Genomic DNA, 20330 nt, shown 5'->3' on the forward strand with positions numbered 1-20330 from the left:
GGCGCAGCGGATCGGCCGCCAAGGAGCGGCATGCGCTCCATCAACATCGTCATTGCGAGCGAAGCGAAGCAATCCAGAGTCTTTCAGCGGAGAGATTCTGGATTGCTTCGTCGCAAGGGCTCCTCTCAATGACGGAGTATGTGGGTGCAGCTTCGCTCTTCCACCTGGCATTTTGAACGCAGACACGCCTTCACAGCCTCGCGGCGCATTTCGCCCGAGCTTTACTGGTCTCGCCGCCCTCATAGGCAAGAGGGCGCAGGGAAGACCGGGTGCCGACTGGCACCCGCGGTCCGCTGCGCGAAAAGCACACGCAGAAAGAACCGCACAGCAGCATACAGGTGTAGCCAAGCACTCGGCCTTCCCTGCGCGATGGTCGGACGGCTTATGCCGCGCTCTCCCGGGAGCCGAATTCCTTCTGGCCTCCCTCACCTTCGCGAAAGTCGCTAACACGACGCCGGTTGACGCCAATGTCACATTCGCCAAGGCTTGACCGTAGCAACGACGGCCAGGACCACACGGTTTTGCCGTACGCGCGGCCCGCCATTTCGCCGCAGTTTTTCCAACTCCGTCGACAGAGCCGGAAACTTACAGACGAGACGAAGCCTAGCAGCGCCGTTCGTCTGCGCGCGGCCGCGGGCTCACCGGGGACTACCCTCCCTGCCCGCACCTCTCGCGCCCGACGCTGCCGCGTCCACCGCAAGCCCGGCTCGCGAACAAGACGACGACGCGATCGCCCCTCAAGGTGAGCCGGGATGGGTGAGACATACGATATTTCCGAATTTCGGTAAAGAGGAATATTTTTGCCTTACCAGCTTGACGGCGGGCGAAACAGGAGCGATCGCGCAGGCGCGTTGGAGCGCAGTCCGGGACAAGGGCGGGACGGCGAGCGCGGCGGGAGCCCGGCCTCGCCTTGTATGCATTATCCCAGTTGCCATCCTTCCGCAGTTCGCTTTACATGCCCCCCAACGCGCCCCGCGGATGACGGCCGGGGCCGAAAAATCACACACATTGCCAAAGGGACGGAGCATGGCGCGCAACATATTGATTCTCGGGGCTTCTTACGGCTCCCTGCTGGGCACGAAGCTGCTGATGGCCGGGCACAACGTGACCCTGGTCTGCCGCGCCAAGACGGCGGAGCTGATCAACCGCGACGGTACCGAGGTCCGCATCAAGTTGCGTGACGAGGCGGTGCACCGGGCGATCTTCTCCCGCAACCTCCCCGGCAAGCTCGATGCGGTGACGCCGGCCAATGTCGACCTCTCCCGTTACGATCTGGTCGGCCTCGCGATGCAGGAGCCGCAATACACCAACCACACGGTGCGCGTCCTCATGGTCAAGATCGCCGCGGCGAAGCTGCCGTGCCTGTCGATCATGAACATGCCGCCCTTGCCCTATCTGAAGCGGATTCCGGCACTCGCCGACATGGATCTCGAGGAGGCCTACACCAATGCGCAGGTGTGGGAGCGGTTCGAGCCCGGGCTGGTGACGCTGTGCTCGCCCGACCCGCAGGCCTTCCGTCCGCCGGAAGAAGCCGCCAACGTGTTGCATGTCGGCCTGCCCACCAATTTCAAGGCGTCGGTCTTCGCCGACGAGAAGCACAACAAGCTGCTGCGCGAGCTGGAGGCCGACATCGACGCGGTGACGCTCGACGGCCACGACGTGCCGGTGAAACTGAAAGTGTTCGATTCCCTGTTCGTGCCGCTGGCGAAATGGTCGATGCTGCTCACCGGCAATTACCGCTGCATCACGCCGAACGAGCCGCAGTCGATCCGCGATGCCGTGCACGGCGATCTCAAGCGCTCGCAGACGATCTACGACCATGTCGACGCGATCGCCCGCCGCCTCGGCGCCGATCCGCAGGACCAGGTGCCGTTCGCGAAATATGCCAAGGCCGCGGAGAGCCTGCTCAAGCCGTCATCGGCCGCGCGCGCGGTCGCGAGCGGCGCGCCCTTCATCGAGCGCGTCGACCTCCTGGTGAAGCTGATCTCGCACCAGCTCGGCGTGCCCAACGCCGAGATCGACCGCACCGTCGACACCGTGGACCAGAAGCTGAACGAGAAGATCGTGCAGGGCGGCTCCGGCGCGCAGTAGCGCCGCTTCAAGCGACGTCGGCGCTCAGGCGATCAGGAACGATTGCAGCCAGATCAGGCCGGTCACCGCGACCAGCGTGACCGCGCCGGTGCGCGTGACGAGGTCAGGGCGCCCGAGGCGACGCGCGCCGCGTCCGAGCGTTGCGCCCAGAATGATCCATGCGGCGCCGGCGGTGAGAATCTGAAGCGCGATCACGCCGAGCCACGGCACCAGTTCGAGCGGGCCGGCCCCAAGCGGCAGGAGCAGGAACGCGAAGACCAATGCTTTCGGGTTCAACAGGGTCGTCAGCAGCACCTGACCGAACGTCACCGCAGCACCGTCGCGCAGCTCGCGCGTGTTGACGCGCCAGAGCATGGCCGCGAGGCACAGGATGTAGATCGTCACGGCGACGCGGAGCACCAGCGCTGCAATCGGGATGTCGCTGATGACCGGACCGAGCGCCAGCCGCAGCACCGCGATCGCCAGCAGATAACCGCACAGCTCCGCCGCGAGCAGATGAAGGGAGCGCGAGATGCCGGCTCCGGCCCCCGATGTCGCGAGCAGGGTGTTGGTCGGCCCCGGCACCGCCAGCAGGAAATAGGTCGCCGTGAAGAAGGTCAGAAACGTCATACGGCCAGATAGCAGGTCTCGGCCCCGCTGATCTTGATCTGCGTCATTTCGGGCCGAGCGATCGCCGATGCGGCCCCATCGTCGGCGAACCGACGCCGTTCGGCACCGGGTCCTGCCGCTCACAGTGAATGCTTTCCGGTTTTGACGTGGGCAACACCGCCTGATTCGCGCTGGAGCGCTCGACGCGCCACCGCTGGATTGATAAGCCGCTGTCCGCGAATGACGGGGACTTGAGTCGGGGACATGACGGTTGCGATCGAGATGGGGCAGACCACGGCGGGCGCCGCGGCCGCCATGGACCTCGAGGAACTGCTGGCGACCCGTCTCCTGGTGCAGGGCAATTCGGGCTCCGGCAAGTCGCATCTGCTGCGGCGGCTGCTGGAACAGAGCGCGCCGTGGGTGCAGCAGGCCATCATCGATCCCGAGGGCGATTTCGTCACGCTGGCCGAGCGCTTCGGCCATCTGGTGATCGAGGCTGAGGACCACACCGAGCGCGGCCTTCAGGTCGCGGGCGAACGCGCACGGCTACATCGTGTCTCCACCGTGCTCAATCTCGAAGGCCTCGATGCCGAGAACCAGATGCGACGCGCAGCTGCCTTCCTCGGCGGAATGTTCGACGTCGACCGCGATCATTGGTACCCGATGCTGGTCGTTGTCGACGAGGCCCAGCTGTTTGCGCCGGCGGTGGCGGGCGAAGTCTCGGACGAAGCCCGAAAACTCTCGCTCGGCGCCATGACCAATCTGATGTGCCGCGGCCGCAAGCGCGGGCTTGCCGGCATCATCGCGACCCAGCGCCTCGCCAAGCTCGCCAAGAACGTCGCGGCGGAAGCCTCGAACTTCCTGATGGGCCGCACCTTCCTCGACATCGACATGGCGCGCGCCGCCGACCTGCTCGGCATGGAGCGGCGGCAGGCCGAAGCCTTCCGCGATCTCGAGCGCGGCCAGTTCATGGCGCTCGGACCTGCGCTGTCGCGCCGGCCGCTGCGTCTCAACATCGGCCCGACCGAGACGAGCCCGCGCAATTCGACGCCGCGGCTGATGCCGCTGCCGGAGGCCACGCTTGAAGACGCCCGCGCGGTGATCCTCGCCGCGCCACCGCCCGATGCCAGCCGGCCGCAACGCCGGCCGGCGCCGGATCTGCTCGAACAACTTCGCGCGGCGAAGGCCGCCGCCGTGCCGGAGATTCGGCCAGAGGCGGTCGAGGCTCCCATCAGCGCCGAAGAGCTCGCCGAGCGGCGCGAGCGCGTGGATCGTACGCTGCGTGCCGTGCTGGCCGAGCCCGATGCCGGCTTCCGCGCGATCGGCGTGCTCTATCAGGAGTTCGTGGTCCGCTGCCGCATCGAGGGCTTAGGGGCGGCAGTCCCTGATCTCAACGAATTCCGGCGCATGCTGACGCATGCGCGCGCCGGATTGGGGGCGGATCTCACCGACGACGACGCCTGGCAGGAGGTGGCGCTGCGCGCCTCGATCCTGCCCGACGACATGCAGGGCGTGTTCATGATGATCGCGCGCGCGGCGAAGGAAGGCTGGCCCTGCCCCGGCGATGCCGCGATCGCCCGCGCCTACGGCTCGCACTCGCTGCGCCGCGCGCAACGCCTGCTCGGTTACATGGAGGAGCAGGGCCTGATCGTCGTCCAGCTCGACGGCGGCGGCCGCCGGATCGTGACGCTGGTGGAGCTCGCCTGGGCAACCGCGCCGGGCGATCCCAACGGAGATGCTCAGCCGGTGGAGCGGGTCGCGAGCGCGGCGTCGGCTTGATGTTACCACGACTGAGATGCGCTCCCGCCTTGCGCAGCGCTATAGCATTTTAGAATTCTTCCCTGCGGCCATCCTTCGAGACGCCCGCTTGAGGCGGGCTCCTCAGGATGAGGGCGGAGTGCGCGGCAACACACGCACTGATGCTGATGAGCCTCATCCTGAGGAGGCGCGTAAGCGCCGTCTCGAAGGACGAGGCGTGCGCGCGGGCCGCTGCGTCATATGCGATGGCCGTGCCTGCGTAGGGGAGAGGTTGGACGCCTACGCCGCCTCGGAGCCGCCGAGATAGGCGTCGCGGATGCGGGGATCGTCCTTGAGCGCGCGCGCGGGGCCTGACAGCACGATCTTGCCGGTCTGCAGCACATAGGCCTCGTGCGCGATCTCGAGCGCGAGGCTGGCGTTCTGCTCGACCATGAAGACCGAGACGCCCTCCTGGTTGATGGTGCGGATCAGCTCCAGCACGCGGTCGACGTAAAGCGGCGACAGGCCCATGGTCGGCTCGTCCATCACGATCATGCGGGGGCGGCTCATCAGCGCGCGCGCCATCGCCACCATCTGCTGCTCGCCGCCGGAGAGCGAGCCGGCGCGCTGCGACAGCCGCTGGCCGAGCTTCGGGAACAGCGTCAGCATCCTGTCGAGATCCTGCGCAATGGCGTCGCGATCGTTGCGCACGAAGGCGCCCATCAGGATGTTCTCGCGCACGCTCATGTCGGCGAACAGCCGCCGCGCCTCCGGCACCGAGGCAATGCCGCGGCGGACGATCTGCGGCGTGGAAAGCCCGATCAGCGAGGCGCCATCGAACGTCACCTCGCCCGAGCGCGGCTTTACCAGGCCCAGGATGATCTTCATCGTGGTCGACTTGCCGCTCGCGTTGCCGCCGAGCAGGCAGACGATGTGGCCGCGCGCGACCGTGATCGACAGGTCGAAATGCACCTGGGCCTGGCCGTAGAAGGTGTTGACGTTCGACAAAGCCAGCAGTGCTTCGGGAGCAGAGTTCGTCATGCCGCGCTCTCCTGCTCGGTCGTCCCAGATAGCCCGTGGCCGAGATAGGCCTCGATCACCTTGGGATCGGTTCGCACCTGTTCGCCCGGTCCTTCCGCGATCTTCTTGCCCTCGTCCATGACGATGACGCGGTCGGACAGGCGCATCACCATCTCCAGCTTGTGCTCGATCAGGAGGATGGTCAGCCCTTCGGCTTTCAATTCGGCGACGAGCGACTGCATCTCCGCGGTCTCGGTCGGGTTCATGCCGGCAGTGGGCTCGTCGAGCAGAAGGAGCCGCGGCTTCAGCGCGAGTGCGCGGGCGATCTCGATCCGGCGGCGGTTGGCGTAGGAGAGGCTATAGGCGGGCTGGTCGATGCGCGGCAGCAGCCGCTCGCCGAAACGGGCGAGAATGGCTTTCACCTCTTCGCGCAGCCGCTCTTCCTCCGCCTTGACGCTGGAAGGACGCAGCAAGGCCAGACCCAACTCTAGCAGCGGACCGATCACCGGCACGGCAGGCTTGACCGCGCGCAGCCGCGTGTGTGCGCCGATCAGGACGTTGTCCATGACGCTGAGATTGCCGAACACGCGGCCGAGCTGGAAGGTGCGCGCGATGCCCTCGGCCGCGAGCCGCTCCGGCGACAGGCCGGTGATGTCCTGGCCTTCGAAGCTCACGGTGCCGTCGTCGGGCCGGTCCAGCCCGGTCACGAGATTGAACAGCGTCGTCTTGCCGGCGCCGTTCGGACCGATGATGCTGATCAGCTCGCCCCTGGCGAGATCGAGGTCGATGGCGTCGACCGCTGTGAGGCCGCCGAAACGGCGCGTCAGTCCGCGCAGGGACAGCATGGGGTGAAGCTGCTCCGCCATCAGATCGTCCCCAGCAGGCCCTGCGGCCTGAACCGCACGAGCAGCAGCAGCACGATGCCGTAGATCAGGATGCGATACTCCGCCGCGATCCGGAACACCTCGGGCAGGCCGACCAGCGCGACCGACCCGACGATCGCGCCGACGACGTTGCCGAGGCCGCCGAGGATGACGACCGTCAGCGCCAGGATCGATTGCTGCGTGTTGAAGGTCTCGTGGTTGATGTAGGAATAAAGATGCGCGGCGATGCCGCCGCTGACGCCGGCGGCGAAGCCGCCGAAGATGAAGGCGAGCGACTTGTAGCGGTTCAGGCTGAGGCCGTAGGCGCGCGCGGCGATATCGTCGTCGCGGATGGCGCGAAAGCTGCGGCCGAGATGCGAGGTGAGCAGGCGTCCTTGCAGCAGCGCCAGCACGACCATCACGGCAAAACTGAACCAGTAGATGGACGATGGGCTGATCAGGTCATAGCCGAACAGCGTCAGCGGCGGGATGCCGGAGATGCCGATCGGGCCGCGCGTGACGCTCTCCCAGTTCAGGATCACCAGCGACACGATCTCGCCGATCGCGAGCGTCGCGATCGACACATAATGCCCGCGCAGGCGAAAGGACGGCGAGATCAAGAGCGTGCCGAGCGCAGCGCTCATCAGGCCGCCACCGATGATGGCGAGGCCGGCCGGGACGTTGAGGGTCAGCGACAGCAACGCCGACGTGTAGGCGCCGATCGCGAGCAGCGCGGCATGCCCGAGCGAGACCTGGCCCATGGTGCCCGCAACCAGCGTGAGGCTGAGCGCGAGCATGCCGAGCAGCCAGGCATTGATCAGGGTCTGGAGCACATAGAAGGACACCGGGAACAGCGGCAGCACCGCGAAGATTGCCGCTGCAACGGCCAACGCCCAGCGCGGAATGCGCAACGGGCGGCTCGGCGCGATGAAGGTGCCGGTGAGCGGCTCGGGCGGTGCCTGCCGGGGGCTGACGAACAGGCCGTTCGGCCGCAGCACCAGGACGACGACCAGCAGCAGGAAGGCGAACAGGTTGCGATAGCTGGTGCCGAACACGGCAACGCCGTAGCTCTCGACGAGGCCCAGCAGCAAGCTGCCGATCACCGCGCCGGGCACGTTACCGGCGCCGCCGACCACTTCGGCAACGACGCCCTTCAGCGTCGCCTGCAGGCTCATCGCGGTGTCGATCTGGTTATAGTACATCCCGACCAGCATGCCGGAGACGCCGCCCAGCGCCGCCGCGATGCCGAACACCGCCTGGTTGACGCGGTTGACGTCGACGCCCATCTGCATCGCGGCGTCGCGGTCCTGCGACGCCGCGCGCACGGCCCAGCCGAGCTTGCTGTAGCGCAGGAACACGAACAGCAAGAGCGCGCTGGTGATGCCGACGCCGGCGATGAGCAGATCGAGCGGCCCGATCGTGCCGCCGCCGAGCTGGAAGCGCACATCGGGCAGCTGGCTCGGCAGCGCGCGCGGATTGGGCGAGAAGGTCAGCATCACCAATTGATCGAGCACGAAGCTGATGCCGATGGTCGCGAGCAGCGGCGCGATGCGCACCGAGTTCTGCAGCGGCCGCAGGCCGAACCGCTCGATGATCAGCCCGACCAGCGCGGCGGCCGCCGCCACCACGATGATGGTGAGCGGCAGCGGCGTATGCAGCTGCACCACCGCGACCCAGCCGATATAGGCGCCGACCAGATAGATCGAGCCTTGCGCGAAGTTGATGAGACGGCTGACGCCGAAGATGAGCGCCAGCCCGACCGCGACCAGGGCGTAGACATTGCCGATGATCAGCCCGTTGATCGTGTAGTCAAACCAGGAGGACACGCAGCGTTCCTAATGAGGGATGAAGCGGCCGGAGCGGTGCGCTCCGGCCATCAGGTCAGGTCGGCTTGCCGTCCCACAGCAAGAACTGGCCCTTGCGCACGACGAGCTCGGCGTTCATGGCGCCTTTGACGCGGCGGCTCTCGACGTCGAACGTCGCCTTTCCGAAGATGACGCTGGAGACGTCCTTCACCTTGGCGAAGGCATCGCGGATGGCGCGGCGGTCGGTGCCGCCGATCTTCACCACGGCAGCGGCCATGTTCATCGCGTCATAGGAATAGGCGTTGAAGGCGTCGGGCTCCTGCCCGTTGTACTTGGCCTTGAAGCCGTCGATGAACTTCCTCACCTCGGGCCGCGGATCCTGCGGGAAATAGCGCGTGCCGAGATGGACGTCCTCGACCGCCTCGCCGCCGAGCTCCAGGAATTTCGGCGAGTACACCGAGCTTGCCGCGCAGATCGTCTGCTTCAGGCCGACCTGGCGGGCCTGGCGCGCGATCAGCGCACCGTCGGAATAATAGGAGATCAGGATCAGCCCGTCCGGGCTGGCGTCGCGCACGCGCACCAGGGTGGAGCGGAAGTCGCGCTCCTCGGCGATGTAGCCCTCGGTGACCGCGATCTCGGCGCCGTATTCCTTGGCCGCCTTGACGAAATGGTCGCGGCTGGTACGGCCCCAATCGGTGTTGAGGTGCAGCACCGCAAGCTTCTTCAGGCCGAGCCGCCTGACGGCGTAGGACGCCAGCAGCGGCTGCTCGTCGGCCTGGCTCACGGACGTGCTCCACATGAAGTCGCCGCCCTTGGTGAAGTCGGGGTGCGAATTGGTGAAGCCGAACTGCACGAGGCCGCCGCGCTGATAGATCGGCGAGGCCGCCATCGAGGCGGGGCTGGAGAAATCGCCGAGCTCCATGACGATGCGGGGATCGGAGACGAACTTCTGGGCGATCGCCACCGACTGGCGCGGATCGCTCTGGCTGTCCTCGAACTGGTAGGCGAGCTTGCGGCCGTTGATGCCGCCGGCGGCGTGAATCTCGTCGAGCGCAAGATCAAAGCCCTGCTTCCACTGCGCACCATATTGCGCGTTCGGTCCCGTGAGGGGGCCGCTGACGCCGAGCAGGATCGGCTCGGCGGATTGCGCAAAGGTGCTGCGCGAGAAGGCCGCGCCCGCCATCATGGCGGCGAGCGAGCCTTTGACCAGGGTACGACGATCGATGTTGCTCATGCACGGCTCCATCCATTTCAGTTGATACAAGCAGCAATTCTCGTGCCGGTGAGATTGCCTATTTCGAGGGCTCGCCGAGCGACAACATCAGCCGGTTTGCCCAGTTGAAGAACGAGGCGCCGTTAATGACATCGACGATCTCGGCGTCGTCGAGACCGGCGCGGCGCAGCTCCGCGATATTATCGGGCCCGAAAGCGATCGGCGTGACCGCCAGCGCCACCGAGGCCTTGACCACCGCATTCCAGCGCTCGCCGAGATCGGCGTTGACGCCTTCGTCGAGCAGGCGCTGCACGTCGTCGCGGCGCTTGGAATAGGTGCTGGCGAAGCGCGCATGCACCGAGGCGCAATAGATGCAGCCGTTGTAGCGCGAGGTCGCGGCGGCTGCGAGCTCACGCTCGGCGCGCGGCAGGCCGTCGGCGACGTTGTAGAAGATATCCTTGTCGGTCTTGGTGCGGGCCTCCAGCACTTCGGGATCGCGCACCAAGAGACGAAAGTATTCCGACTTGGCGCGGGCGCGGTCGACGAGGCCGGCATAGTGCCGCTCGGTCAGCTCGGCCTCAGGCAGCGGGTCGATCCACGAGACCCAGCCGAGCTCGTCCTGGGTGAAGACGACGGGCGGATTGACGGTGCTCATGATTGGGCCTCCTTACGCGCTTGCCGCGGCGAGCGTGCGCAAGCCGCTGACGACGCGCACCTGGAACGACAGGAACGCAACGAGCTGCGAGAACGTGACGATGCCGGTGTTCGACCAACCGGCGGCCAGCAGCGCCTTCATGTCGGCGGATGCGGCATCGCGCGGGTGGAACACCAGGAGATGCGCGTGCTCAAGCGCCGCGACCAGCCGGGCGCCGAGAACAGGCTTGCGCTCCGCGCCGACGCGATAGACCAAGCCGGCCTTGTTCTCGATCGACAGCGGGCCGGCCGGATAGGCGCCGTATGGGCCCGAGGTCTTGCCGCGCTCGATCTCGGCCTTGATCGCATCAGACAGCGGCGCGCCATCCGCAGTCGCGGCAAGCTTGTCGCGATAGAAGGCGGCGACGGGGGATTCGCCATGCAGCCCGGTCACGAAGGCGGCGACCGCGGCGCGTTCGGCGAGCGAGAAATCGCCCGCGTCGATCGGCTCGAACAGCGAGAGATAGCTCTTCTGCGCATTCTCGCGCGCCTGCAGGCGGCGCGCGCGGATGGCATCCAGAGTGGAGCCGGGCTCGATCCCGGCGAGCGTGTCGATGATATCCTTCGGTGCCATCATTCAGCCTCGTGCAACGCGATTCCATTCATTCCGGCTAGCCTGCGAGGGCAACGTCCTTGGCGGCCGTCCGGGTCCAGCCCAGCGACGGCGCGACCTTGTCGGCGACGAGCTCGATCGAGCGCAGGACGTAAGGATGCGGCGCATCGACCGAATGCACCTGGAAGACGAGATCGGTCACCCGCTCCAGCGTGGCGTCGGTACGGAGCGAGGCGATGACGTGGTCGGCATCGCCGACATGGGTGTCGAACGCGGTGATCATCTCCTCCAGCGTCTCGCCCGGCGGAAGATGTCCGCCCTTCATGAATTGCGGTAGCGCGCGGCGCAGCCCGATGTCGGCGAGGCGCAGCGCCTCGCGATGGTCGTCGGCGACGAAGACGCTGCGCGAGGCCATGATGCGCGGCTCGCAGCCCGGCGGCAGCGCGGCGAGATAGGCGTCGATGATCGGGTTCTGGATCTCGGCGAGCGTCGCGTTCGGCGCGTCCTTGGCCCGTGGCTGGGTGCGCGAGAGCAGGAGGCCATCACCCGCCTTGCCGGCCCGGGCACCGCCGGCGACGGAGAACGTCGCCTGCCAGATGCGCTTGTCCAGTTGCGGCCGTTGCGGATAGAGCGTGTCGCCGCCGTCGAGCGGCTTGCCGGTCAGGGCCTTGCGGACGATCTCCAGATTGCGGGCAAAGATCTCGTTGCGCTGGGCGCTGTCGAGGCCGAAGGCGGCGAAGGCGGACGGGTTGCCGCCGGTGCCGACGCCGAGCTCGAAGCGGCCGTTGCAGAGGAGATCGAGCACCGCGGCATCCTCCGCCACCCGCACCGCGTTCTCCAGCGGCAGGGTGACGATGCCGGTGCCGAGGCGGATGCGCGAGGTCTGGGCGGCGACGTAACCCAGGAAGGTGAAGGGCGACGGCAGGCCGCCCTCGCGCTCATGAAAATGATGCTGCGCGATCCATGCGGAATCGAGCCCGGCCTGCTCGGCGCGGACGATCTGCTCGGCGGCGAAGCGATAGCGGTCCGCCGCCAGCGCCTCGTCGAGCAGACGCGTGAAGAAGCCCAGGCGTTTCAGGTTGGCAAAGCGTTTCATACGATCCCTGTCGGGCGAGGATGGGCCCCGATGATGTCGGTTGCCGCAGTTCCAGACAAGCGGGCATTGCGCAGGGCACGTACGCAAGATTTCTGCGCAAGGCTCATACGCAAGGCTCCTGCGCAAGGCTCCTGCGCAAGGCTGCCCGCCGGATCGCCCTTGCCTGGACTCTGGGCGGGCAGTCTGCCTACCAGCTCGGCAGCACCGCGCCCTTGAACTTGGTCAGGACGAACTCCTTGACCTCAGGCGTGTGGTAGCTGTCCACGAGGATCTTGACCCAGGGCTTGCCCTTGTCGGCGCTGCGCACCGCGATCAGGTTGACATAGGGTCCCTTCGGGTCCTCGCGCAGGATCGGATCCTTGACCGGATCGAGGCCCGCCTGGGTTGCATAATTGGTGTTGATCGCGGCGGCGTCGACGTCGTCGAGCGCGCGCGGGGCCTGCGCCGCATCGACCTCGATGAACTTCAGCTTCTTGGGGTTCTCGGTGATGTCGAGCACCGTCGGCTTGAAGCCCGTGCCGTCCTTCAGCTTGATCACGCCCTTGTCGCGCAGCAACAGCAGCACGCGGCCGCCATTGGTCGGGTCGTTCGGGATCGAGACCTTGCCGCCCTCGGGGATATCGCCGAACGCCTTGTGCTTCTTCGAATAGACGCCGATCGGGAAGTTCACGGTCAGGCCGACGGCTTCGATCTTGTAGCCGCGGTCGGCCTTCTGGTTGTCCAGATAGGGCTGGTTCTGGAACGAATTGGCCTGGATCTCGCCGGCATCGAGCGCGGCGTTCGGCACCACGTAATCGGAGAATTCGAGCAGCTGGATGTCGAGGCCCTGCTTGGCGGCGATCGGCTTCACGGCTTCGAGGATCTGCGCATGCGGGCCCGGCGTCACGCCGATCTTGATGGTCTCGGCCGCGGCTGCGGCGGACCATGCGGCCAGCACGGCGGAGAGAATCAGGGGAAGGCGAAACGACATCTTGGTCTCCATGGGTCTTGCGGCAACGGAACCGTATTCCCTTTTCTGCGGTGCGAAATCAATGAAATGGAAATCCATATTGGCCGCGGGTCGAGGCCAGCCTTTCTCCATTCGGCCGCAAACGGGAAACGAATGCAGAGTGCGACAAAGTGCGCGCACGTCGTCCAGCGCGATCCGGGGCCACTGCCGCTTGTGGCAGATTCCCGGATTACACTTTCGTTCCATGCGCACCTGGGCCTGCGCCCTTCTCTTTGACTCCACCACGCCCGACGTGCTGAGTTAGCGCGCACTGAGCCGGTGGCGACGAGGTGGGGATCCCGATGAACGAGAACGAAATTCGCAATCTGGTCGCGGAGGTAAAACAAGGCACGCTGTCGCGGCGCTCGTTCATCAGGACAATGGCCGCGGTCGGAATCGCAGCGCCAATCGCGAGCCAGATCCTGGTCTGGCACGACGTGGCGATGGCCGACGCCACGCTGCCGTACAAGCCAGCCAAGGCCGGCGGCGGCGGCACGCTCAAGATGCTGCTGTGGCAGGCGCCCACCCTGCTCAATCCGCATTTCGCGCTCGGCACCAAGGACCAGATCGCCTCGCGCATCTTCTTCGAGCCGCTCGCGGGCTGGGACAAGGAGGGCAACCTCATCCCCTACCTCGCCGCCGAGGCTCCGACCAAGGCGAACGGCGGCCTTGCAGCCGACGGCATGAGCGTGATCTGGAAGCTGAAGCGGGGCGTGACCTGGCATGACGGCAAGCCCTTCACCGCCGACGACGTCGTCTTCACCTGGCAATACGCCGCGGATCTCGCCACCGCGGCCTACACCACGGGCTCCTACAAGGACATCAAGGTCGAGAAGATCGACGACCACACCGTCAAGGTGATCTTCCGGGCGCCGACGCCGTTCTGGGCCGATCCGTTCGTCGGCTCGGTCGGGATGATCCTGCCAAAGCATCATTTCGGCGACTATGTCGGCGCCAAGTCGCGCGAAGCGCCGGGCAATCTGAAGCCGGTCGGCACCGGCCCGTACAAATTCGTCGAGTTCAAGCCGGGCGACATGATCCGCGCCGAACGCAATCCCGACTACCACATCAAGAACCAGCCGCATTTCGACACGGTCGAGATCAAGGGCGGCGGCGACGCGGTGTCCGCGGCGCGCGCCGTGCTGCAGACCGGCGAATACGACTTTGCCTGGAACATGCAGGTGGAGGAGGAGGTCCTCAAGCGCATGGAGGCCGGCGGCAAGGGCAAGCTCGACATCGTGCCGTCCGGCAATGTCGAGTTCATCATCCTCAACACGACGGACCCCTGGACCGAGGTCGACGGCGAGCGTTCGAACGTCAAGACCAAGCACCCGACGCTGTCCGATCCCGCCGTTCGCCGCGCGATCAATCTTCTGATCGACCGCGATTCGATCCAGAAGTTCATCTATGGACGCGCCGCGATCGCGACGGCGAGCTTCGTCAACGCGCCCAAGCAGTTCAAGTCGCCGAAGCTCAAATACGAGTTCGACATCGACAAGGCCAACAAGATCCTCGACGAGGCCGGCTGGACCAGGGGCACGGACGGCATCCGCGAGAAGGACGGCAAGAAGCTCAAATACGTGTTCCAGACCTCGACCAATGCCCCGCGCCAGAAGACGCAGGCCATCATCAAGCAGGCGTGCCAGAAGGCCGGCATCGACATCGAGATCAAGGCGGTCACCGCCTCCGTGTTCTTCTCCTCCGACGTCGGCAATCCCGACACGTACTCGAAATTCTATGCCGACATGGAGATGTACAACACGACGCAGCCGCAGCCCGATCCGGAGCGCTTGCTGAACCAGTGCGTGTCCTGGGAGATCGCCACCAAGGACAACAAATGGCTCGGCCGCAACAATTCGCGCTATTCCGATCCCGAGGCAGACAAGGCCTACAAGGCCGCGCAGAACGAGCTCGATCCGGTCAAGCGCGCCGCGCTGCTGATGAAGGTCGACGAGATCTTCTGCGAGGCCCACGTGTTCCTGCCCCTGCTCTCGCGCCACGTCGTCAACGCCGGCGCCAACAATTTGATGATCGACATCTCCGGCTGGGACACCATCACGTGGAACCTGGCGGCGTGGTATCGGGTCTGAGGGGGCACCACGCATTTAAGGCTCTTTTGTCCCGGACAAGCTGCAACGCGCCAGCGTTGCAGCGCAGAGCCGGGACCCAGGAGCGACGCGGCCCGCTACGACATGGCCTCGGCTCCACAGCGCACCGTACACATCCGAGCAGCGGTGCCGTAGGGTGGGCAAAGGCGCACTTGCGCCGTGCCCACCACCTGTCCGAAACAGCCACAGGAGCGTGGGCACGCTGCGCTTTGCCCACCCTACGAGATCCGAGGGGGCTCGCGAGCGCAATTGTGGTTGCAGCGCAGCGCGGGCTTTTAGAACGTGACACCGAATCCCTTCCACTGTGTGCTCCAGATCACAGCGGAATCGTGCGCCATCGCCTACAAGGATCGGGCATGGCCGCAAACAAGGTAACGGCGGTACGCACGAGGCTGGGAAGACGATCAACAGCTGCGGACTTTGCAAAGCCGTCAGGGTGAAGAGCCCGGCGGCTTTTTCGTTTTGCTGGTTCGGAAGGATGGGTAGAGCGAAGCGAAACCCATCAATATGTTTCGAGCGCGGGTGCATGATGGGTTTCGCAAGGGCTCTACCCATCCTTACGCACTGGCTATGAAGCGCCCCCGCCCTTCTTCTCCTCGCGTTCATCTTCGATCTGACGTTCGGCTTCGAGCCAGAAGTCCAACTCCCGATTGCTGGGACGGCCGGCCTGCTCCCAGAGCTCATATGCGCGTGTGCGCACCTTGCCACGGCGCATCATGCGAAGCAGATTTCGTTTCAATTCCTCGGCGAAGCTCCTGAAGCGTTGTCCGGTGGTTTCGTCCTTGACGAGCGAGGCCGCTCGCGTTGCGAGTTCGATCTGGTGCTCTAGCTTCTTCTGCTCGTCCACCGCCGAAACTGCCGTGGGTAAGGAACGTTGTCGGAGCCGTGCAGACACTAAATTCGCTTCCCGGATGGTCCGTTCCTTCAGGTGTTGCGCTTTCGGAAATGACCAGCTGCGCAGCATCGCTTGAACCGGCGCAGCCGGCGCCGCTAATGCCACGTCGTGTCGGCTTCGACGATCACCACTCTGATTTCAGGGTCCTCAGTCGTGTTGCAGGTGCACGGCATGCCCTCGCCGCAGCGGCAGCCGCCGAGCTTCTCGCTCCAGACCCGGAGCGGGTGGTTTTCGCAGACCCATCCGAGACCCTGGCAGAATGGGCAGGTCTTGTTGGTCACAGCGTATCCGGCGTCCGCAGCGTGTTCGACTTGTCCTCGTTGCGCAGCTCCTGCTCCGCCGCGTGCCAAAATTCCTCCTCGCGCCCTTCGGGCTTGCCCGCCTGCTCCCACAATTGGTGCGCGCGTTCTCTGATCTCTTGCTCGGTCGGCTCGGACAATTGCACCTCCTGCTTGGAAGCACGGCCCCACCCTGGGGGGTATGGGGGGCTTAGAGGCGGGGCCGTGCAGGCCAGCGATCGGCGGCGAGGCTGGCCCGCGGAGTCAAGCTTCTACCATGTGCAAGGGTTCCTCCGCGTCTGACCGCGTCGGACGGAACCCGCTCCGCCCCGCCGGCTGGGCATGGGGCCGACGATCAGCGCGGCCGCTCCTCCTCGCCGTGCTGCCGCAGGAGGTCGAGCAGGCGCCTGCGCATGATCATGCCCGGCCGATCGGACGGCATGTGCATCTCGATCTTGCGGCCCATGTCGACGATGGCATCGGGGTCGGTCGATTCCAGCATGTCGCGATCTTCGGCGATGATCGCGGCGTCCCAATCGATCAGCTCCTGCGTCGAGCAATCAGCCTCGCGGTCATTGCGGAACAGCAGCTGAACCACCTGGATCTGGCCGTCCGATATCGGCGTCGCGCAATTGAAAATGATGTGCCGGATCCCGGACGGATATTCCATGTCGAGACGCCGGCAGAACGGCATGTACCATTTGTTGCGCTGATGCCGCCGCGTCGTCGGCTCTTTCGTCCCGGTGATCCTGTAGGCGCCCGGCGGATTGCGGACCGTGATGATGGTCTCCGCATCGAAGCCGGCTTCGGTCTCGACGATCTCGTATTTCTCCGGCTTGGGTTGATTGATGTCGCCGAAGGTGCCCTTGTGAACGAAGGCGAAGTGGGCGTTGTCGAACGAGTTTTCCATCAGCCGAAGCGCCGCCGTATTCCACTTGTCGTAGAACTGGTTGATGCGGCGATAGCCGGGCGTGCCGTCCTCGGGAATTTCGGGGATCTCGGCCAGGGGCTCCTCGAGCGCGACCCAGACATAACCGTAGCGGGCCTCGGCACGGAACGAGCGCGCCTTGGCGTCCGGTACCGGCTGCTCGAACGGAAACTGCGGAATCATCACCAGCTTGCCGTCGCGGTCGTACTCCCAGCCGTGATAGCCGCAGACGATGTTGCCGTTGTTGCACCAGCCCTTCGACAGCTTCGCGGTCCGATGGCAGCAACGGTCCTCGAGCGCGGCGGGCTGGCCCTCGGCATCGAGGAACAGCACGATCGGCTCGCCCAGCAGCGTGAAGGGTTTTGGTCCATCCTCGAGGTGATCGAGCGGCATCAGCGCGTACCAGAACCGGCGCAGCACCGGCTGTTTCGTGCTCAGCATGATGATCCTTTCGCGATCACGCGGCCAGGCGCGTGACCACGCGCGCGGCATCCGATTTGAGCTTTTGCAGGTCGAGGCCGGGAATGGCGCCATCTGTGACGACGATGCGGCCGCCGACCAGGAGAGAGCGGAGCTTCGCCGAGCCGCCGCAGGTGACGGGTGCGATCAGGGGATCGTGCATGCCGAAATGCCTGACGTCATCGAGCTTGAAGATGGCAATGTCGGCCTGCTGCCCAGGCGCCAGCGTGCCGACGTGAGGCATGCCGAGCACGCGCGCGCCGCCCGCGGTCGCCCAGTGCACGATATCCTCGGCGGTCACGGCGGCCGCCCCCTTCACGGCGCGATGGGTGTGCCAGGCGCTGTGCATTTCGCAGAGCATGTCGGCGGCCTCGTTGGAGGCTGCCCCGTCCACGCCGAGCGAAACCGCGCCGCCGAGCCGCGCCATCGCGTCGGCGGGCGCGACACCGGAGCCGAGGCGGCAATTGGATTGCGGGCAATGCGCCATGCCGGTGCCGGTGCTCGCGAGAATCCGCACCTCGTCGTCGTCGAGATGCACGAGGTGCGCGAACCAGACGTCCTCGCCCAGCCAGCCGTGATCGGCCAGCCAATGCACCGGACGCTTGCCGTGCACCGACAGGCAGAAATCGACATAGTCCGCGGTCTCGGACAAATGACTGTGCAGCCGCACGCCCATGCGGCGCGCCGCGGCAATGACCTCGCGCAGCTCGCCGGGATCGAGCGACCAGGTCGGCGTGGTCGGCGCCAGTGCAACGCGCGACAGACCGCTCGGCGAGGCATCGTGGAAGCGCTGCGCGCAGGCCTCGACCGACTGCAACATGCGATCGAGCGTTTCGACCGGCATCGCCGCAAACCTGTCGGTCTCGACATGGCGCGCCGTGGTGCCGCCGCCGCGGCAGAACACCAGGCGGATGCCGAGGCTGCGCGCCACCTCGAAGATCACCTGCGCCGGGTCGAAGCCGAACGTGTCGCTGAAGAGGTAATGATGGTCGGCGACCGTGGTCGTTCCCGACAGCAGCAGCTCGGCGAGCCCGATCCGGGCCGCGACCGCAAGCGCCTCCTCGTCGAATTTCGACCAGAACCTGTAGGGCACGGCGCGCAGCCAGCCGGCCAGCGGCAGGTCGATGCCGGACCGGACGCCCTTCAGCACACTCTGGAACAGGTGGTGATGGGTCGAGACCAGGCCGGGATAGATCACCCCGCCTTGGGCATCGAGGCGCTGCTCGCCCGGCTCATGCTCCAGTGCGCCGATCTCGACGATGATTCCGTCACGGATACGGATCTGCCCGGCGCTCCGCATCGCGGCTCCGGGCAGGCCGGTGAAGATGCCGGCGGCATTGTCGATCAGCATCGCGGTCATGCTTCGGCCCTGGTCTCGCTGTCGTGCCAATCCGACAATGCCCATTGCGACAACGCGACCATGGCTGCGAACAGCAGCACCCCGGTCAAGGTGATCAGGAACAGCGCGGCGAACATGCGGGGAATATCGAGCGAGAATCCGGCGTCGAGAATCTCGTAGGCGAGCCCCGAGGAGCGGCCGCCGGTGCCCGCCACGAACTCCGCGACCACCGCGCCGATCAAGGCGAGACCGCTCGAAATCCGCAGGCCGCCGAAGAAATACGGCAGCGCTCCCGGGATGCGCAGCTTCACCAGCGTCTTGAAACGGCTGGCACGATTCATCCGGAAGAAATTCGCAAGCCCCGGGTCGACGCTGCGCAGGCCCAACGTCGTGTTGGAGATGATGGGAAACAGCGCCACCAGGGTTGCGCAGATGGTCAGCGACAGCTGCGTGTTCTTCACCAGGATGATGATGAGAGGCGCGATCGCGACGACGGGCGTGACCTGGAGCAGCACAGCATAGGGAAACAGGCTGATCTCGATCGCCCGGCTCTGCACGAACATGAAGGCGATCAGCGTGCCCAGAATGACGGCTGCGACGAAGGCCTGCAAGGTGACGCGCAAGGTCACGAGGAGTGCGCGCAGGAGCGAGGGCCCGTTCTGCAGGAGGCTCGCGAAGATGTCCGTCGGCTTCGGAAACAGATAGACGGGAACAGAGGCGAGCCGGAAGCCGATCTCCCAGACCGCGAACAGGATGATGCCCACCGCGATCGGGGCGGCGATCCGCACGAAGGCTTCGGATTCGAACAACGGCTTCATGATCCGCCTCCGCCGGCTGATTGCAGCGATGCCTCGGCAAGCCAGGTCGACAATTCGCGGCAATAAGCCGCGAATTTCGGGCTGTCGCGGAAACCCTGGTCGCGCGGCTGCGGCTCGTCGATGGTCATGACGCGAAAGATGCGGCCGGGATTCGCCGCCATCACGACGATCCTGGTCGAGAGGAACACGGCCTCGTAGATCGAATGCGTCACGAAGACCGTCGTCAGCTTGCGCTCCCACGACAGATTGACGAGGTCGTCGTCCAGCTTGTTGCGCGTGAACTCGTCGAGGGCGCCGAACGGCTCGTCCATCAGCAGAAGATTGGGATCGGTGACCAGGGCGCGCGCGATTGAGACACGCATCTTCATGCCGCCGGACAGCTGCCGCGGGAAGTGCCGGTTGAACTTGGAGAGGCCGACCCGCGCAATGGCGTCGGCGACCTTCGGATCCGCGGTGGCCCGCGGCATGTTGCCGAACTCCAGCGGCAAGCGGACGTTGGCCTCGACCCGAGCCCAGGGCATCAAGGTCGGCTCCTGGAAGACGAAGGCAAGACGCCGCCCCTCCTGCCCCACTTGCGCGAAATCGCCGCGCCACCACAGCAGCCGGCCGTCGGACGGCTCGATGAGATTGGCGATCAGCTTGAGCAGCGTGCTCTTGCCGCATCCGGACGGCCCAATCAGGGTGAGGAATTCGCCGTCGGCGATGGACAGATCGATCGGCGCCAATCCGCGCGCGCCGTTGGCAAACACCTTCTCGGCCGAGAGGACCTCGACGGCGGGCGCGCCATCGGCTGCGGCCGTGGCTTGCTTCACCACCGGGGCGAGCGGTTCAACGGGCGACAACATCCTCATGTCGGCT

Annotated in this window: 19 protein-coding genes; 3 read left to right on the top strand and 16 right to left on the bottom strand. The window is 65.8% G+C overall.

Annotation, left to right across the window (positions count from 1 at the left end; all coding sequences use genetic code 11):
* Window positions 1–1026 precede the first annotated feature (1026 nt).
* The gene (locus ACNJYD_RS30130; protein WP_128263912.1) at window positions 1027–2091 is read left to right on the top strand and encodes a ketopantoate reductase family protein; all 1065 of its coding nucleotides are present in this window, start codon (window positions 1027–1029) and stop codon (window positions 2089–2091) included.
* Between the two features lie 24 nt (window positions 2092–2115).
* Here the strand turns inward: ACNJYD_RS30130 and ACNJYD_RS30135 are convergent, their stop codons facing one another.
* Complete coding sequence (locus tag ACNJYD_RS30135) at window positions 2116–2700, bottom strand: LysE family translocator (protein ID WP_172786975.1); 585 nt, start codon at window positions 2698–2700, stop codon at window positions 2116–2118.
* 243 nt (window positions 2701–2943) lie between these two features.
* Between ACNJYD_RS30135 and ACNJYD_RS30140 the strand changes: the two genes are divergently transcribed.
* Complete coding sequence (locus ACNJYD_RS30140) at window positions 2944–4458, top strand: helicase HerA domain-containing protein (RefSeq protein ID WP_439364151.1); 1515 nt, start codon at window positions 2944–2946, stop codon at window positions 4456–4458.
* A gap of 258 nt (window positions 4459–4716) precedes the next feature.
* Here the strand turns inward: ACNJYD_RS30140 and ACNJYD_RS30145 are convergent, their stop codons facing one another.
* From ACNJYD_RS30145 to ACNJYD_RS30180, 8 genes are all read right to left on the bottom strand, one after another.
* Complete coding sequence (locus tag ACNJYD_RS30145) at window positions 4717–5457, bottom strand: ABC transporter ATP-binding protein (protein WP_172786977.1); 741 nt, start codon at window positions 5455–5457, stop codon at window positions 4717–4719.
* Window positions 5454–6302, bottom strand: coding sequence for an ABC transporter ATP-binding protein (locus tag ACNJYD_RS30150; protein ID WP_212254421.1), 849 nt, complete (start codon window positions 6300–6302; stop codon window positions 5454–5456). The genes ACNJYD_RS30145 and ACNJYD_RS30150 overlap by 4 nt, the downstream gene beginning before the upstream one ends.
* On the bottom strand, window positions 6302–8125 hold the full coding sequence (locus tag ACNJYD_RS30155) for an ABC transporter permease (protein WP_172786979.1): 1824 nt from the start codon (window positions 8123–8125) through the stop codon (window positions 6302–6304). The genes ACNJYD_RS30150 and ACNJYD_RS30155 overlap by 1 nt, the downstream gene beginning before the upstream one ends.
* 55 nt (window positions 8126–8180) lie before the next feature.
* Window positions 8181–9338 (bottom strand): ABC transporter substrate-binding protein, encoded by a 1158-nt coding sequence (locus ACNJYD_RS30160; protein WP_172786980.1) that lies wholly within the window; start codon window positions 9336–9338, stop codon window positions 8181–8183.
* A 58-nt stretch (window positions 9339–9396) separates the two neighbouring features.
* Window positions 9397–9972: an alkylhydroperoxidase domain protein gene (locus tag ACNJYD_RS30165; RefSeq protein ID WP_439364152.1), complete on the bottom strand. Its 576-nt coding sequence runs from the start codon at window positions 9970–9972 to the stop codon at window positions 9397–9399.
* 12 nt (window positions 9973–9984) lie between these two features.
* On the bottom strand, window positions 9985–10584 hold the full coding sequence (locus tag ACNJYD_RS30170; RefSeq protein ID WP_439367533.1) for a CMD domain protein: 600 nt from the start codon (window positions 10582–10584) through the stop codon (window positions 9985–9987).
* A gap of 37 nt (window positions 10585–10621) precedes the next feature.
* Window positions 10622–11659 carry a putative FMN-dependent luciferase-like monooxygenase gene (locus ACNJYD_RS30175; protein WP_439364153.1) on the bottom strand — a complete coding sequence of 346 codons (1038 nt, stop codon included), beginning with the start codon at window positions 11657–11659 and terminating at the stop codon, window positions 10622–10624.
* A gap of 187 nt (window positions 11660–11846) precedes the next feature.
* Window positions 11847–12641, bottom strand: coding sequence for a MetQ/NlpA family ABC transporter substrate-binding protein (locus ACNJYD_RS30180; protein ID WP_271499424.1), 795 nt, complete (start codon window positions 12639–12641; stop codon window positions 11847–11849).
* Between the two features lie 308 nt (window positions 12642–12949).
* On the opposite strand from ACNJYD_RS30180, the gene ACNJYD_RS30185 reads away from it, so the two are divergent.
* On the top strand, window positions 12950–14737 hold the full coding sequence (locus tag ACNJYD_RS30185; protein WP_439364154.1) for a peptide ABC transporter substrate-binding protein: 1788 nt from the start codon (window positions 12950–12952) through the stop codon (window positions 14735–14737).
* Window positions 14738–15323: 586 nt separating this feature from the next.
* Here the strand turns inward: ACNJYD_RS30185 and ACNJYD_RS30190 are convergent.
* From ACNJYD_RS30190 to ACNJYD_RS30220, 7 genes are all read right to left on the bottom strand, one after another.
* Entirely contained in the window at window positions 15324–15719 is a 396-nt protein-coding gene (locus ACNJYD_RS30190; RefSeq protein ID WP_439364155.1) for a DUF2934 domain-containing protein, read from the bottom strand.
* A gap of 26 nt (window positions 15720–15745) precedes the next feature.
* Window positions 15746–15931 carry a hypothetical protein gene (locus ACNJYD_RS30195; RefSeq protein WP_212254414.1) on the bottom strand — a complete coding sequence of 62 codons (186 nt, stop codon included), beginning with the start codon at window positions 15929–15931 and terminating at the stop codon, window positions 15746–15748.
* Window positions 15928–16089 carry a DUF2934 domain-containing protein gene (locus ACNJYD_RS30200; protein ID WP_081493716.1) on the bottom strand — a complete coding sequence of 54 codons (162 nt, stop codon included), beginning with the start codon at window positions 16087–16089 and terminating at the stop codon, window positions 15928–15930. The genes ACNJYD_RS30195 and ACNJYD_RS30200 overlap by 4 nt, the downstream gene beginning before the upstream one ends.
* Window positions 16090–16283: 194 nt before the next feature.
* Complete coding sequence (locus tag ACNJYD_RS30205) at window positions 16284–17297, bottom strand: aromatic ring-hydroxylating dioxygenase subunit alpha (RefSeq protein ID WP_212254413.1); 1014 nt, start codon at window positions 17295–17297, stop codon at window positions 16284–16286.
* Between the two features lie 16 nt (window positions 17298–17313).
* Entirely contained in the window at window positions 17314–18675 is a 1362-nt protein-coding gene (locus ACNJYD_RS30210; protein WP_439364156.1) for an amidohydrolase family protein, read from the bottom strand.
* The gene (locus ACNJYD_RS30215) at window positions 18672–19472 is read right to left on the bottom strand and encodes an ABC transporter permease (RefSeq protein ID WP_212254411.1); all 801 of its coding nucleotides are present in this window, start codon (window positions 19470–19472) and stop codon (window positions 18672–18674) included. Before ACNJYD_RS30215 ends, ACNJYD_RS30210 begins: the two co-directional genes overlap by 4 nt.
* The gene (locus ACNJYD_RS30220; RefSeq protein ID WP_439364157.1) at window positions 19469–20323 is read right to left on the bottom strand and encodes an ABC transporter ATP-binding protein; all 855 of its coding nucleotides are present in this window, start codon (window positions 20321–20323) and stop codon (window positions 19469–19471) included. Before ACNJYD_RS30220 ends, ACNJYD_RS30215 begins: the two co-directional genes overlap by 4 nt.
* Between the last annotated feature and the right edge of the window lie 7 nt (window positions 20324–20330).

Origin of the sequence: Bradyrhizobium sp. SPXBL-02 (assembly GCF_051853065.1) — a bacterium.
GTDB lineage: Bacteria > Pseudomonadota > Alphaproteobacteria > Rhizobiales > Xanthobacteraceae > Bradyrhizobium.

Excerpts from the sequence above, each read along its gene's own strand:
- ACNJYD_RS30165 (WP_439364152.1), bottom strand. The coding sequence starts at position 9,972 with ATGAGCACCGTCAATCCGCCCGTCGTCTTCACCCAGGACGAGCTCGGC.
- ACNJYD_RS30185 (WP_439364154.1), top strand. The coding sequence starts at position 12,950 with ATGAACGAGAACGAAATTCGCAATCTGGTCGCGGAGGTAAAACAAGGC.
- ACNJYD_RS30180 (WP_271499424.1), bottom strand. The coding sequence starts at position 12,641 with ATGGAGACCAAGATGTCGTTTCGCCTTCCCCTGATTCTCTCCGCCGTG.
- ACNJYD_RS30215 (WP_212254411.1), bottom strand. The coding sequence starts at position 19,472 with ATGAAGCCGTTGTTCGAATCCGAAGCCTTCGTGCGGATCGCCGCCCCG.
- ACNJYD_RS30145 (WP_172786977.1), bottom strand. The coding sequence starts at position 5,457 with ATGACGAACTCTGCTCCCGAAGCACTGCTGGCTTTGTCGAACGTCAAC.
- ACNJYD_RS30135 (WP_172786975.1), bottom strand. The coding sequence starts at position 2,700 with ATGACGTTTCTGACCTTCTTCACGGCGACCTATTTCCTGCTGGCGGTG.
- ACNJYD_RS30205 (WP_212254413.1), bottom strand. The coding sequence starts at position 17,297 with ATGCTGAGCACGAAACAGCCGGTGCTGCGCCGGTTCTGGTACGCGCTG.
- ACNJYD_RS30220 (WP_439364157.1), bottom strand. The coding sequence starts at position 20,323 with ATGAGGATGTTGTCGCCCGTTGAACCGCTCGCCCCGGTGGTGAAGCAA.
- ACNJYD_RS30150 (WP_212254421.1), bottom strand. The coding sequence starts at position 6,302 with ATGGCGGAGCAGCTTCACCCCATGCTGTCCCTGCGCGGACTGACGCGC.
- ACNJYD_RS30190 (WP_439364155.1), bottom strand. The coding sequence starts at position 15,719 with ATGCTGCGCAGCTGGTCATTTCCGAAAGCGCAACACCTGAAGGAACGG.
- ACNJYD_RS30160 (WP_172786980.1), bottom strand. The coding sequence starts at position 9,338 with ATGAGCAACATCGATCGTCGTACCCTGGTCAAAGGCTCGCTCGCCGCC.
- ACNJYD_RS30140 (WP_439364151.1), top strand. The coding sequence starts at position 2,944 with ATGACGGTTGCGATCGAGATGGGGCAGACCACGGCGGGCGCCGCGGCC.
- ACNJYD_RS30170 (WP_439367533.1), bottom strand. The coding sequence starts at position 10,584 with ATGGCACCGAAGGATATCATCGACACGCTCGCCGGGATCGAGCCCGGC.
- ACNJYD_RS30210 (WP_439364156.1), bottom strand. The coding sequence starts at position 18,675 with ATGACCGCGATGCTGATCGACAATGCCGCCGGCATCTTCACCGGCCTG.
- ACNJYD_RS30175 (WP_439364153.1), bottom strand. The coding sequence starts at position 11,659 with ATGAAACGCTTTGCCAACCTGAAACGCCTGGGCTTCTTCACGCGTCTG.
- ACNJYD_RS30130 (WP_128263912.1), top strand. The coding sequence starts at position 1,027 with ATGGCGCGCAACATATTGATTCTCGGGGCTTCTTACGGCTCCCTGCTG.